The organism is Hahella sp. NBU794 (assembly GCF_050749805.1).
Classification (GTDB): Bacteria; Pseudomonadota; Gammaproteobacteria; order Pseudomonadales; family Oleiphilaceae; genus Hahella.
This window is the reverse complement of record NZ_CP192738.1, coordinates 1,810,419-1,822,909: the sequence shown is the minus strand read 5'-3', so window position 1 is coordinate 1,822,909 and position 12,491 is coordinate 1,810,419. Positions and strand designations below refer to the sequence as shown.

General features: G+C 52.4%; 14 protein-coding genes and 2 tRNA genes. All 16 read right to left on the bottom strand.

All coding sequences use genetic code 11. From position 1 onward, the window contains the following. Positions 1-11 precede the first annotated feature (11 nt). The 16 genes from nadA to ACQYWX_RS08145 all read right to left on the bottom strand — a co-directional run bounded on the left by nadA (position 12) and on the right by ACQYWX_RS08145 (position 12,418). Positions 12-1,073, bottom strand: coding sequence for a quinolinate synthase NadA (gene nadA, locus ACQYWX_RS08220; protein WP_127969316.1), 1,062 nt, complete (start codon positions 1,071-1,073; stop codon positions 12-14). Between the two features lie 177 nt (positions 1,074-1,250). Beyond that, a tRNA-Lys gene (locus ACQYWX_RS08215) sits at positions 1,251-1,326 on the bottom strand. A 52-nt stretch (positions 1,327-1,378) separates the two neighbouring features. Beyond that, positions 1,379-1,454, bottom strand: a tRNA-Lys gene (locus ACQYWX_RS08210). A 93-nt stretch (positions 1,455-1,547) separates the two neighbouring features. Beyond that, a complete protein-coding gene (gene ybgF / locus ACQYWX_RS08205; protein WP_216737243.1) occupies positions 1,548-2,381 on the bottom strand; it encodes a tol-pal system protein YbgF in 834 nt (277 codons plus the stop codon). A gap of 36 nt (positions 2,382-2,417) precedes the next feature. Next, the gene (gene pal, locus ACQYWX_RS08200) at positions 2,418-2,981 is read right to left on the bottom strand and encodes a peptidoglycan-associated lipoprotein Pal (protein WP_216737244.1); all 564 of its coding nucleotides are present in this window, start codon (positions 2,979-2,981) and stop codon (positions 2,418-2,420) included. A 27-nt stretch (positions 2,982-3,008) separates the two neighbouring features. Further along, a complete protein-coding gene (gene tolB, locus ACQYWX_RS08195; RefSeq protein ID WP_431688446.1) occupies positions 3,009-4,301 on the bottom strand; it encodes a Tol-Pal system beta propeller repeat protein TolB in 1,293 nt (430 codons plus the stop codon). 28 nt (positions 4,302-4,329) lie between these two features. Then, the gene (gene tolA / locus ACQYWX_RS08190; protein WP_431689504.1) at positions 4,330-5,325 is read right to left on the bottom strand and encodes a cell envelope integrity protein TolA; all 996 of its coding nucleotides are present in this window, start codon (positions 5,323-5,325) and stop codon (positions 4,330-4,332) included. A gap of 27 nt (positions 5,326-5,352) precedes the next feature. Continuing rightward, entirely contained in the window at positions 5,353-5,775 is a 423-nt protein-coding gene (gene tolR / locus ACQYWX_RS08185) for a protein TolR (RefSeq protein WP_253938354.1), read from the bottom strand. A 15-nt stretch (positions 5,776-5,790) separates the two neighbouring features. After that, complete coding sequence (gene tolQ / locus ACQYWX_RS08180; RefSeq protein WP_127969311.1) at positions 5,791-6,474, bottom strand: protein TolQ; 684 nt, start codon at positions 6,472-6,474, stop codon at positions 5,791-5,793. Between the two features lie 67 nt (positions 6,475-6,541). Continuing rightward, positions 6,542-6,961, bottom strand: a complete 420-nt coding sequence (gene ybgC, locus ACQYWX_RS08175) for a tol-pal system-associated acyl-CoA thioesterase (protein ID WP_216737247.1) — start codon at positions 6,959-6,961, stop codon at positions 6,542-6,544. A gap of 41 nt (positions 6,962-7,002) precedes the next feature. Next, complete coding sequence (gene ruvB / locus ACQYWX_RS08170; protein ID WP_127969309.1) at positions 7,003-8,007, bottom strand: Holliday junction branch migration DNA helicase RuvB; 1,005 nt, start codon at positions 8,005-8,007, stop codon at positions 7,003-7,005. 54 nt (positions 8,008-8,061) lie between these two features. Further along, positions 8,062-8,676 (bottom strand): Holliday junction branch migration protein RuvA, encoded by a 615-nt coding sequence (ruvA, locus tag ACQYWX_RS08165; RefSeq protein WP_431688445.1) that lies wholly within the window; start codon positions 8,674-8,676, stop codon positions 8,062-8,064. A gap of 113 nt (positions 8,677-8,789) precedes the next feature. Further along, entirely contained in the window at positions 8,790-9,308 is a 519-nt protein-coding gene (ruvC, locus tag ACQYWX_RS08160; RefSeq protein WP_216737248.1) for a crossover junction endodeoxyribonuclease RuvC, read from the bottom strand. Between the two features lie 144 nt (positions 9,309-9,452). Continuing rightward, entirely contained in the window at positions 9,453-10,199 is a 747-nt protein-coding gene (locus tag ACQYWX_RS08155; RefSeq protein WP_431688444.1) for a YebC/PmpR family DNA-binding transcriptional regulator, read from the bottom strand. A gap of 84 nt (positions 10,200-10,283) precedes the next feature. Then, positions 10,284-12,056: an aspartate--tRNA ligase gene (aspS, locus tag ACQYWX_RS08150; RefSeq protein WP_216737250.1), complete on the bottom strand. Its 1,773-nt coding sequence runs from the start codon at positions 12,054-12,056 to the stop codon at positions 10,284-10,286. Positions 12,057-12,151: 95 nt separating this feature from the next. After that, the gene (locus tag ACQYWX_RS08145; protein ID WP_011398682.1) at positions 12,152-12,418 is read right to left on the bottom strand and encodes an FmdB family zinc ribbon protein; all 267 of its coding nucleotides are present in this window, start codon (positions 12,416-12,418) and stop codon (positions 12,152-12,154) included. Positions 12,419-12,491 lie beyond the last annotated feature (73 nt).

The window sequence follows — 12,491 nt, the reverse complement described above, 5'->3', positions numbered from 1 at the left end:
TAGCCATATGATTACGCGTTGCCTTTTACGGCCATCTGGCGCTCTTTGGAGAAGTTAAGCATCCGCTGCAATGGGATAAGCGCCTTCTCCCGCAAATCCGCTTCCACGATAATTTCCTGACGCTTACTGATCAAAACGTCACGCAAATTCTCCAGCCCATTCATCGCCATCCAGGGACAGTGCGCACAGCTTCTACAAGTAGCGCCATTCCCCGCCGTCGGCGCCTCGATAAGCGTTTTCTCTGGAGCCATTTGCTGCATCTTATAGAAAATGCCAGCATCCGTTGCGACGATGAATTGCTCGTTCGACATGTTCTTGACCGCGTTGATCAACTGCGACGTAGAGCCTACAACGTCCGCCATATCCACGACAGCCTCCGGCGATTCAGGATGCACCAATACCGCAGCGTCAGGATAGAGCTGCTTGAGGTCAGACAAACCTTTTGATTTGAACTCCTCATGCACGATACAGGAGCCATCCCACAGCAAGATATCCGCTCCAGTCTTGTTTTTCACATAGCCGCCCAGATGCTTGTCAGGGGCCCATATGATCTTCTCGCCCCGCTCATGCAGGTATTCGACGATATCCAGGGCGATGCTGGATGTGACCACCCAGTCTGCGCGCGCCTTCACCGCCGCGGAAGTATTCGCGTACACCACTACCGTGCGGTCTTTGTGTTCATCACAGAACGCAGAGAACTCTTCTACGGGGCAACCGATGTCCAGTGAGCATGTCGCCTCCAGAGTGGGCATCAGAACCGTTTTCTCAGGGTTAAGGATCTTCGCCGTCTCCCCCATAAAACGAACGCCACACACCATCAGAGTGGACGCTGGATGTTGATTGCCAAAACGGGCCATCTCCAGAGAGTCTGCGACGCAGCCTCCGGTCTCTTCCGCCAACGCCTGCAACAAAGGATCAGTGTAATAATGAGCCACCAGCACAGCGTCTTCCTGCACCAACAGCTCTTTTATCTCCGCCTTCAGGCGCTCCGCTTCCTCCGGACTTAATTCACTGGCTTCGTGCTCTCGAGCGAGATGCTCCTGAACAAAAATTCGGTCGCTTATAGCACTCATCAATTTTGACCCGTATTTAATAGTATTTTGTATCCACAGCATTTTACCGCCATAGCGACATTATACGACATGATGAACGCCGATTAAGCCTTTCATCGACATACAGATAAGGAGCGCAAGGAACTGGAGTGCGGGAGAAACAAAAACGGGGCCTTGAAGGCCCCGCTTTGCAAAGAATGGTGGGTCGTGATGGATTCGAACCATCGACCAATTGGTTAAAAGCCAACTGCTCTACCGACTGAGCTAACGACCCAAGAAACTTTCTTGGATGACTATCGTCTCGATGACGACAATCTGGAATTTAATGGTGGGTCGTGATGGATTCGAACCATCGACCAATTGGTTAAAAGCCAACTGCTCTACCGACTGAGCTAACGACCCAAGCGAGGCGCATATACTACTGATTCTGAGGGAAATGACAAGAGGTTTTTTCAAATTTTTTTCAGAAAAAACGCATCTTTTTTTCAGACGCCCTCACTGCACCTGTCTTAAATAATCTTTCGCCAAATTTGCAGGGGAAGTGCCCGGAAAACGGCTGACAGTTTCACTCAAATACTTCTTCGCTTCAGCGTTATCGCCCAAACGATGAAAGGTAACGCCAAGCTTATACATGGCGTCTGGAGCCTTTCTATGTTCTGGATACTTTCCCACAACCACAACAAACGCCTGACGCGCCTGTTCGAGCTTAGGAATCACCAGATACACCTCTCCCAACCAATAATACGCATTAGCGGAAAGATCAGACTCCGGATACTTTTTGATGAAAGCATGTAAGGCTTCCACCGCTTTGTCATACTCACGCCGCTTGATCAAATCAAACGCCTGATCATACTCTTGCTGCTCCGCTGCAGAGGGAGGCGCTTTATTTGGCGTCAACACCAGCGACTCATCAGAGCTGCTCGCAGGACCTGGAGTTGGCGTAACTGACGCATCCACGCCCGTCGTGGGCGCAGGTCCGTCAACAGCGACAGGGGGACGGGTTTCCCGCGTCTGAGTCCCCTGGCGCTGCAACTCCAATATTCGCCGATCCAGATCAATGTAGCGCTCACGCTCTTGCTTCTTCATCTGGTCAACCTGATGCCTGAGCTCTTCCACTTGCCCTCTGAGCTCCCTCACCTCCTGTTGCATCTGCTCAAACATGTAGAGCATTTCCGCCGCAGAACCGCCCGCAGAAGGGGCTTGCTGTTGCGCCGGACGCACCTGCAGCACTGGCGTCGTCGTTGACGAAGCCGCCAACGCCAGTGGAGACAATGCTCCACACGCCAATACGCCAAGGAGAGTTACCTTCCGAATAGTTTTCTTAGACATCAGTTCGGCTATCCGTCCTTAATAGTTCAAATAAGATTACTTGTACTCAATCACTACGCGACGGTTCTTGTTCCAAGCTGCTTCGTTGTGAGAAGGATCAACCGGGAACTCTTCACCATAGCTAACAGTTTCGATCTGGCTATCGCTGGCGCCATTGACTACCAGGAAACGCTCGATCGCCTGCGCGCGACGCTCGCCCAACGCAAGGTTGTATTCTTTAGTGCCACGCTCATCCGCATAGCCGTTCAGAACCACTTTTACCGCAGGGTTAGCCGCCAGCAACGCCGCGTGAGCGCGCAGAGACATGTGAGAATCTGGCTTCACGATAGTTTTGTCGAAATCGAAGTAGAATACGCGCACTTCACGCAGAGCGTCTTGCTCTGCAGTCATTGCGTTTTGCTCAGCCAGACGCTGCTGCTCAGCCAATTCTTCTTCAGACAAACCAGAACCGTTGCCCAGGCCAACGCCGCCTGCGTCAGCGCCGTCTTGATCAACTACGCCAACAGTTTCGTCTGGTTTGGTATCGGTTGAAGTACAACCTGCTGCAATAAAAGAGACCAACACCAGCGCGAAAATATTACGAATACTCAGTACATTCATAGCTTTTCCTTACATACTTAGCTTGTTTTATCTTGAAATATACGGGGACCAGGCCGGTTCCCGCACGTCGCCAAACTGGGCCGGCAGGGTATACTTCGATCCGGAATTCACTCCTACAACCGCCAATACGCCCTTACCGTTTTTCTGGGTTGCATAAATTATCATACTTCCATTGGGCGCGACACTTGGAGATTCATCCATTTCGGTTTGCGTCAAAATCTGATCCTGTCCTGACTCCAAATCCAGTGACGCCACATTGAATGAACCGTCACGTTGATGAACATAATAGACCTTCTTGCCGTCAACGCTAAAACGAGGACGTGAATTATAGCGACCTTCGAAGGTCAATCTGCGGGGAGAGCCGCCAGAAGCATCCATCAAGTAGATTTGCGGGCCGCCGCCGCGATCCGAAGTAAAAGCAATAGTTCTGCCGTCTGGAGACCATGAAGCTTCAGTATCGATCGCCCAGTGATTGGTCAATCGCTTCAGGGAATTATTACGCAGGTCCAGCACATAAAGTTCGGCATTGCCGTCTTTCGACAAAGTCACCGCCAGTTTGGTTCCATCAGGAGACCAAGTCGGCGCACTATTCAGACCTTTAAAGGAAGTAACCTGCGTGCGCGTACCGGTGATAGTATCCTGAACATATATAGCAGGACGCTGAGACTCAAATGAAACATAAGCCAACTTTTTCCCATCCGGAGACCAAGCAGGCGAAATAATGGGCATAGATCTCTTAAGAAGCTCCGTCGAACGGCGACCATCGGCGTCCGCCACTTCCAACCTGTAAATATTCTTATTGCCGCTCTTTTCCAAAGTGACGTAAGCGATACGTGTGGAGAATACACCACGAATCCCAGTAACCGCCTCGTACACAGCATCAGCAACAGCATGCCCCATGTCTCTCAACTTCTCGCTTTTGCCGCTGAGAACTTTGCCAAGGACACGTTGCTGCGATTGAACGTTGTAGAGTTCATAGCGCACCTTATAGACCTGCGATGGCGCATCGTATTGAACACCGCCGACCAGCAGGTAACGCTGCCCCAGCAATCCCCAATCGCGAAAATATATTTCCTCAGCCTTGCTGGGAATACTTAGCATTTTGGTGCGGTCTAGAGGCTCTATATCTCCAGAACGCTTTAAATCCTCAGTGACAATTTGCCCGATATCTTCCGCCAGCGGTTGCCCTGACTCATTGGCGAATGGAACCACCGCCACAGGTATAGCGGCCCGACTCCCTTTATCAATTTCAATGACCAGATCGGCTCTCGCCAACCCGCTTATCAATAACACCAGTGTAAAAAAAATATGTTTTTTCATTGGAACATTTACAAATAGGCAGTGATTTTTATTTGGGACTAAAAATAATGGTTACGTTTCTGAATTCCCGATTAAACAAACTGGGATCAGAGGGTACAGAATATTTTCTTACCGCATTCGCGGCGCCAATCGCAGACTGATCGAAAGCGCTATTGCCGCTAGATTTAACAACCTTGACGGACAAAAGTTCTCCAGTTGGCAGCAACTGAAGCTGTAGCTCCGCCTTCAAGCCTTTGATCTCCCCCGGAGGCTGCAGCCAAGCCTGAACCAAAGAGGAATAAATCAGCGCTTTGTACTTCTCAACTTCAGTTAGTTCACGCTGTTGCCGCTGTGCAGAACTCTCCGCTTCAAGCTGCTCTTGCAAGCGACGCTCATACTCGGCCGCTTCCTGAGCCATTTTCAGCTCTTCCGCTTTTTTCAGCTCTTCCTGGCGCTTCTTCTCACGCGCCTCTTTCATCTGACGCTCAAGCTCTTTTTGCTTTTGCTCGGCCAGACGTTTTTCTTCCACTTTTTTCTTACGCTCAGCGTCTTTCTTTTTACGCTCTTCTTCCGCCTTGCGTTTTTCTTCAGCCTTTTTCTTTTCTTCGGCCTTACGCTTTTCGTCTTCCTGACGTTTTTCTTCCTCTTTCTTCTTGCGCTCCTCTTCCTGCTTTTTCTTCAGCGCAATGGCCTCTTGTTCACGCTTTTTTTCCGCCGCAGCCTTACGCTCAGCTTCCTGCTTCGCCTGCTCTTGACGCTTCAACTCTTCCTGGCGCTGCCTTTCCTGATCTTGCTGTTTCTTTTGTTGCTCTTCTTCCCGCTTCGGCTCTTCTTTCTTGACCGCGGGTTTAGGCTGAGGCTTGGTCATTTGCTTCAACGTTTCGGCGTCAATCACCATCGCCTGCATATGTGGAACAACAGGAGTCGGGGGCGTATGCGCGGACCAGCCCAGAAACGCCAGACCCGCAATACCCAAGTGCAAGATAACGGAAAACAGCGCCGGACCGATGTATCCGCTTTTTGGTTGATTACCGGGGCTATCCATCACAGCTTATCTTTCACCCATAACAGCTTAAGGCTTCTCTGTAATCAGCCCGACATTCGCCACGCCAGCGTCCTTCAACGCCGCCATCAGCCCCACTATCGTTCCGTACGGCACATTACGGTCGCCTCGCACCAGGACCATCACAGACTTATTGGCCTCCCGCACGGTGCTCACCCGCTTCACTACATCATCCAGAGGCATGGGCTTGGAACGGTCGTCGCCCACTTCCACGAAGTAAGCGCCAAACGCGTCAACCGACACCACTAGAGGGGGCGTATCGGGAGAAATCTGTAACGCTTCTGACTCTGTTTGCGGCAAATCCACGTCCACGCCCTGCATCAACATGGGCGCCGTAATCATAAAAATGACCAGCAGCACCAACATGACGTCGATGTAGGGGACGACGTTGATTTCCGCCATCTGCTTTTTCTTTACGCGAGTAAAATCCAAGGATTGGTTCTCCTTTTAAGAGGACTTTGCGTGAACTCTGCGATGCAGGATGCTGGAAAACTCTTCCGCAAAAGTCTGAAAGGAATTGGCGAGACTCTCGCTTCTGGCCGAATAACGGTTGTATGCGATTACCGCCGGAATTGCGGCGAAAAGCCCCATGGCCGTTGCAATCAACGCTTCAGAAATACCCGGCGCCACGGTAGAGATAGTGGCCTGCTGAATTTGCGCGAGCCCACGGAAGGAGTTCATGATCCCCCATACCGTACCGAACAGTCCGATATAAGGACTGGTGGAGCCGACTGTCGCCAGAAACGGCAAGTGGGCCTCCAACCGATCCATCTCTCTGGACATGGCGACGCGCATTGAACGCTGCGTGCCTTCCATCACTGCATCAGGATCGACGCCGGTTTGCTGGCGCAAACGAGAGAATTCTTTGAAACCGGAACGGAAGATTTGCTCCATGCCGCTATTAGGGTTCGGCGCGGCGCTGGACTCGCGGTAGAGCTGATTAAGATCCATACCGGACCAGAAACGCTCCTCAAATTTGGTGGTCGCCCTGCGCGCCAAGCCAAATATTCTGGCGCGCTGGAAGATAATCATCCAGGAGACAATCGAGGCTGCGAGCAGGATCAGCATGACAATCTGCACCAAAAAGCTGGCGTTGCTAATCAGCGCCCAAATTGAAAGTTTATCCTCCACTTATAGGACTCCTATTGCTGTTTTTATCGTGAGCGGGCCGCCGCCTTTCATAGCGGAGCCGCAAAAACTAAACGTTTATACCTTTTTGCAGCGCCGAGGCCAAATTTCCTGGAATCGGCCTGGGCTTAAAGCTGACTTTGTCGATGCAGGCGACTTTGACTCTACCCGAGACCAGCAGTTCCGCCTTAGCGCCTCGAGTGATGTTCTGCTCAAACTCCATGTAGGTGCGCCCCAATTTGACAATGTTGGCGCTTACCGCCACTTCGTCGTCAAGTCGCGCCGGGCTGTGATATTGCAAGGCTAAACTATGCACGACGAACTGGGCGTCAAGATCCACCGTCTCCAGTCTGGGGAACCCAAGAGACCGGATGAACTCGGTGCGAGCTCTTTCCATAAAACGCAGATAGTTGGCGTAGAAAACGATACCGCCAGCGTCAGTGTCTTCAATATATACTCGAACGGGCCACACAAACGAGCCGGAAGTCATTAAATTCCCTTAATAAAATTTCGCCAAAAGCCTTGTCATCTCTACTCCGGCATAGTTAATCCGAAGTGATCGTACGCCGCCTGAGTCGCCACCCTGCCGCGCGGCGTGCGCATTAGGAAACCCTGTTGAATCAGATATGGCTCCACCACATCCTCGATCGTGCCCTTTTCTTCACCGATAGCCGCAGCCAAACTCTCCACGCCCACCGGACCGCCATCAAACTTTTCCATGACGGCCAGCAACAGACGGCGATCCATATGATCGAAGCCGTGCAAATCCACGTTCAGCATGTTGAGAGCCTTGTCCGCCACATCATTGGTAATGGCGCCGTCCGCTTTTACTTCCGCATAATCGCGCACGCGACGCAGTAAGCGGTTGGCGATACGGGGCGTTCCTCTTGAGCGTCTGGCGATTTCATGGGCGCCGCCGTCATCAATAGAGACGCCGAGCAAGCTGGCCGAACGGGAAACGATATGGCGCAAATCCTCAACCGAGTAAAACTCCAAGCGCTGCACAATTCCAAAACGGTCTCGCAGCGGCGACGTCAGCAGTCCCGCCCGGGTGGTGGCGCCCACCAGGGTAAACGGAGGCAGATCCAGTTTGATGGAGCGCGCCGCCGGCCCTTCCCCGATCATGATATCCAGCTGGTAGTCTTCCATCGCCGGGTATAACACCTCTTCAACCGCCGCGCTGAGCCGATGAATTTCATCGATGAACAGCACGTCCTTCGGCTCCAGATTGGTCAATAGCGCAGCAAGATCGCCGGCTTTTTCCAATACGGGGCCAGAGGTGGTTTTGATGGAGACGTCCATCTCGTTGGCGATGATATTCGCTAACGTGGTTTTACCCAGCCCAGGAGGACCGAATATCAGGGTGTGGTCTAATGCTTCCTGGCGTCCACGCGCAGCATTGATGAAGATCTCCATTTGCTCACGCACCTGAGGCTGGCCGACATAGTCTTCCAACCTTTTAGGGCGTATGGCTCGATCTTGAGAATCTTCCTGCAGAGTGGCGCTTGGCGAGATAATGCGATCTGCTTCGATCATGGGGTGTTTTTGAGGTCTTTATTGGCGTCAAACGTTCGGGGCATCATAGCGTGGCTACTTGGTTTTTACCATCCCCTTCAGGGACAGGCGGATCAGCTCATCACGCCCCATGCCGTCCTTATATACCGCGTTAATCGCGCGACTGGCTTCCTGCGGCTTGTAGCCCAAAGCCAGTAAAGCGGCTTCCGCTTCTTCAAGATGGGAATGCCCGCCAGCAGACTGATTCAGCAGCTCCGGCGTCGCCGATTCACGATCTCCTGCGTCCCAGTCTTTGATCCGGTCACGCATTTCGATCAACAGCCTTTCTGCCGTTTTTTTACCCACGCCAGGCATCTTGGTCAGGCGAGTGAGATTATCGCCGCGAACGCACTCAACAAACTCATTCGGGGACATGTGAGACAGAATCGCCACCGCCATTTTCGGGCCCACGCCATTGACCTTCAGCAGTAAGCGAAACAGTTCGCGATCTTCGCGACGGATAAACCCGTACAACAGTTGCGCGTCTTCACGCACCACGAAATGCGTAAATAAAGAGCAGGATTCGCCCAACTTGGGCAAATATCCCAGTGCAGACAAAGGCACTTCCACCTCGTAACCTACGCCATTCACATCCAACAATACGAAAGGCGGATGATTTTCCGCCAACTTACCGACCAGTCTTCCGATCAAGGGAAACCTCTTCTTTTATATATCAGCCAATAATTTCAAGAGCGCAATCGCATCAAAAACCTAACATGCGACCATAAGCGGCCAACAATTAACCAGCGCTCAGTAAAAAGGACTTATCGCATGCGACCACGGCGACTGCCCGACACCGATCCAATACGCATCAAACTTTGCTGGGTATGCAGATGGCAGACAGCGATCGCCAGGGCATCCGCCGCGTCCGCCTGCGGCTTGGCCTCCAAAGCCAGCATTGCCTGCATCATATGTTGCACCTGCCACTTTTCCGCATTCCCTTTACCTACGACAGACTGCTTTACCTTTTTGGCGGAGTATTCCGCCACCTGCAGTCCCTGTTCCGCCATGGCCAGAATCGCCACGCCTCGCGCCTGCCCCAGCTTCAGCGCGGAGTCCGCGTTACGAGCCATAAAAACCTGCTCAATCGCCGCTTCGTGAGGCGCATACATGCTGACGACCTGAGTCACCCCCAGATAGATACACCGCAGGCGCTCCGCCAATGTCTCCCCGGTGACGCGAATACAACCGCTGGCGACATAGCGAGGCTTGCCGCCTCCCCATTCCACCACACCATAACCCGTGAATCGCGAACCGGGGTCTATACCTAACACTTTCAACATAAATTGGCCACTTAGCCCGTCAGAACCGTTTCATTTCTATATGAGCCGCCCGGATGACGCAAGCCTCAATAACTGCGGCAACGCCAACAAAAAAGGCGGCTAAGGCCGCCTTTCAGGAGAAGCTCATGTACAGCATGTCGCGAATTAACTGCCCATGCTCTCCAGCACTTCATCAGGAATGTCCGCATTACTGTAGACATTCTGCACATCATCCAGGTCTTCCAGCATTTCGATCAGCTTCATGACCTTTTCGCCGTTTTCCACATCCAAAGGCGCCATGGTCGCCGGCACCATGGAGACGTCCGCCGATTCTGGCGTCAAGCCCGCCGCCATCAGCGCGTCTTTGACAGACATGAAGTCTTCAGCGGCGGTTTGCACCTCCACAGAACCGTCATCATTAGCGATAACATCCTGAGCGCCTGCTTCCAGAGCCGCTTCCATCACTGCATCTTCATCAACGCCTGGCGCGAATAAAATTACGCCAGTCTTACTGAACAAGTATGCAACGGAACCATCGGTGCCCAGGTTGCCGCCATGCTTGCTGAATGCATGGCGCACTTCCGCTACGGTGCGATTACGGTTATCAGTCATGACCTCAACATACACGGCGACGCCGCCAGGACCGTAGCCCTCGTAGGTCAGCTCGTCAAAGTTGGAGTCATCGCCGCCGCCTGCGCCGCGCTGAATCGCTTTCTCAATGGTGTCCTTTTTCATATTCACGGTCAGGGCTTTATCCATGACCGCGCGCAACCTTGGGTTGTCTTCAGGCAATGCTCCATTTTTCGCCGCCACGGTAATTTCCCGGATCAGCTTGGTGAATATCTTTCCGCGCTTGGCGTCTTGAGACGCTTTACGGTGCTTGATATTGGCCCACTTACTGTGCCCCGCCATGTTACTCTCCGCTAAATACTTTTACTTTCAACAAATAGATTTGCCATGCCGACGCCAAAGACAGCGCTTTGGCGTCACTCAAACTTATTCAGGCTGCTCGGTTTTACGCAGACGAATATTCAGCTCGCGCAGTTGTCTCGGGTCCACTTTGCCAGGAGCCTGCGTCATCATGCACATCGCGCTCTGGGTTTTCGGGAATGCAATCACTTCACGAATAGACTGAGCGCCTGTCATCAACATAACCAGACGATCCAGACCAAACGCCAAACCACCATGTGGCGGGCAACCAAACTTCAGCGCATCCAGCAGGAAGCCGAACTTCTCTTGCGCTTCTTCCTGACCAATGCCCAGAATGCGCAACACCGTCTCCTGCATGTCAGAATCGTGAATACGAACGGAGCCGCCGCCCAATTCGGTGCCGTTCAACACCATGTCATAAGCGCGGGACAATGCGTTTTCAGGATCGGATTCCAGCATTTCCACCGCACAGGAAGGCGCAGTGAATGGGTGGTGAATAGCGGTCCAGCCGCCTTCACCGTCTTCCTCAAACATGGGGAAGTCGACAACCCACAGCGGCGCCCATTGTTTCTCAAGCAGGTTAAGATCATGGCCCAGCTTAACGCGCAATGCGCCCAGCGCTTCGTTGACAACGCGGGTCTTGTCGGTGCCGAAGAAGATAATGTCGCCATCTTCCGCGCCCACACGCTCCAACAACTGGTCGATAACGTCAGCGATGTGCTTAACGATTGGAGACTGCAACCCCTCAAGACCTTTGGCTTTTTCGTTAACCTTAATATAAGGCAAGCCTTTGGCGCCGTAGATGCCAACAAACTTGGTATAGTCATCAATCTGTTTACGGGACAGCAGTTCGCCGCCCTTTGGAAGACGCAATGCCGCCACACGACTCTTCGGATCGTTAGCCGGACCGCTGAAAACATTGAAGCTCACGTTGGTCAGCAGGTCGCCCACATCCACCAGTTCCAAAGGAATACGCAGGTCAGGCTTGTCGCTGCCGTAACGGTTCATCGCTTCGGCGAACGGCATACGCGGAAATTCCGGCAATTCCACCTCAAGCAGATCGCGGAACATATCCCGCACCAAACGCTCGGTGATGGACATAATTTCGTCTTCGCTTAAGAAGGAAGTCTCAATATCCACCTGGGTGAATTCAGGCTGACGGTCTGCACGCAAGTCTTCATCGCGGAAGCACTTGGCGATTTGGTAGTAACGATCTACGCCGGACATCATCAGCAACTGTTTGAACAACTGCGGAGACTGCGGCAGGGCGAAGAAACTGCCTTCATGAGTACGGCTGGGTACCAGATAATCCCGTGCGCCTTCTGGAGTAGCCCGAGTCAGGATTGGCGTTTCCACATCCATGAAGCCATTGCTGTCAAGGAAGTTACGGATGTAGCTGGTGACCTTGGAGCGGAAGCGCAGCTTGTTGAGCATTTCAGGGCGACGCAAGTCCATGTAGCGATAACGCAAACGTACGTCCTCGCCCACCTGAACGAATTCGTCCAACTGGAAGGGAGGCGTTTTCGCCGTGCTCAGAATCTCCAGCTGTTTGCCCAGAACTTCCACCTTACCAGTGGACATATCGGCGTTGGCCTTTCCATCCGGTCTCAAGCGCACGCGACCCGTGACTTTCACCACGAACTCATCGCGAATCTGCTCTGCCAACTGGAAAACTTCATTTGTATCAGGGTCATACACTACTTGCGCGACACCATCCCGATCTCGCAGATCCAAAAAGATGACGCCTCCGTGATCGCGACGGCGATGAACCCAACCGCACAGCGTAACTTCTTGATCTACAAGAGATTCGTTGACCTCACCGCAATAATGACTGCGCATAATCCTGATCCTGTCTTAAATTCTGATTACTGTCTGTTAATTTTCAGCCGGAGACCGCGCTCCGGCTGCATGATATGTATAAAGGGCCGCGCCGATCAGTCCGCGGAACTGCTGCTTTTAGAGCTGGAACCCGCGCTAGAGGACGAAGAGCCGCTATCGCCCGCCAAGTTTTTCTTCTTGCCGGTTTTAAAATCTGTCTCATACCAGCCGCCGCCCTTCAGACGAAAACCCGCCGCTGAAATCTTCTTCTTAAACTCGGGCTTCTCGCAGCTTGGGCAGTCGGTTAACGGCGCTTCACTCAAGCTTTGTAGAACGTCTTTCTCAAACCCGCAGGATTTACAAACGTATTCGTAAATCGGCATTTTTCTCTGACCTCTTTTCCAGAAAAAACTAAAAAATCATATTAAGTTTAGAAGGCTTCTAGACGCCCTTGGA

What these genes read in the sequence shown, in the direction of transcription:
- nadA (WP_127969316.1), bottom strand. Translation starts at nt 1,073, where the DNA reads ATGAGTGCTATAAGCGACCGAATTTTTGTTCAGGAGCATCTCGCTCGA.
- ybgF (WP_216737243.1), bottom strand. Translation starts at nt 2,381, where the DNA reads ATGTCTAAGAAAACTATTCGGAAGGTAACTCTCCTTGGCGTATTGGCG.
- pal (WP_216737244.1), bottom strand. Translation starts at nt 2,981, where the DNA reads ATGAATGTACTGAGTATTCGTAATATTTTCGCGCTGGTGTTGGTCTCT.
- tolB (WP_431688446.1), bottom strand. Translation starts at nt 4,301, where the DNA reads ATGAAAAAACATATTTTTTTTACACTGGTGTTATTGATAAGCGGGTTG.
- tolA (WP_431689504.1), bottom strand. Translation starts at nt 5,325, where the DNA reads ATGGATAGCCCCGGTAATCAACCAAAAAGCGGATACATCGGTCCGGCG.
- ybgC (WP_216737247.1), bottom strand. Translation starts at nt 6,961, where the DNA reads ATGACTTCCGGCTCGTTTGTGTGGCCCGTTCGAGTATATATTGAAGAC.
- ruvB (WP_127969309.1), bottom strand. Translation starts at nt 8,007, where the DNA reads ATGATCGAAGCAGATCGCATTATCTCGCCAAGCGCCACTCTGCAGGAA.
- ruvC (WP_216737248.1), bottom strand. Translation starts at nt 9,308, where the DNA reads ATGTTGAAAGTGTTAGGTATAGACCCCGGTTCGCGATTCACGGGTTAT.
- ACQYWX_RS08155 (WP_431688444.1), bottom strand. Translation starts at nt 10,199, where the DNA reads ATGGCGGGGCACAGTAAGTGGGCCAATATCAAGCACCGTAAAGCGTCT.
- aspS (WP_216737250.1), bottom strand. Translation starts at nt 12,056, where the DNA reads ATGCGCAGTCATTATTGCGGTGAGGTCAACGAATCTCTTGTAGATCAA.
- ACQYWX_RS08145 (WP_011398682.1), bottom strand. Translation starts at nt 12,418, where the DNA reads ATGCCGATTTACGAATACGTTTGTAAATCCTGCGGGTTTGAGAAAGAC.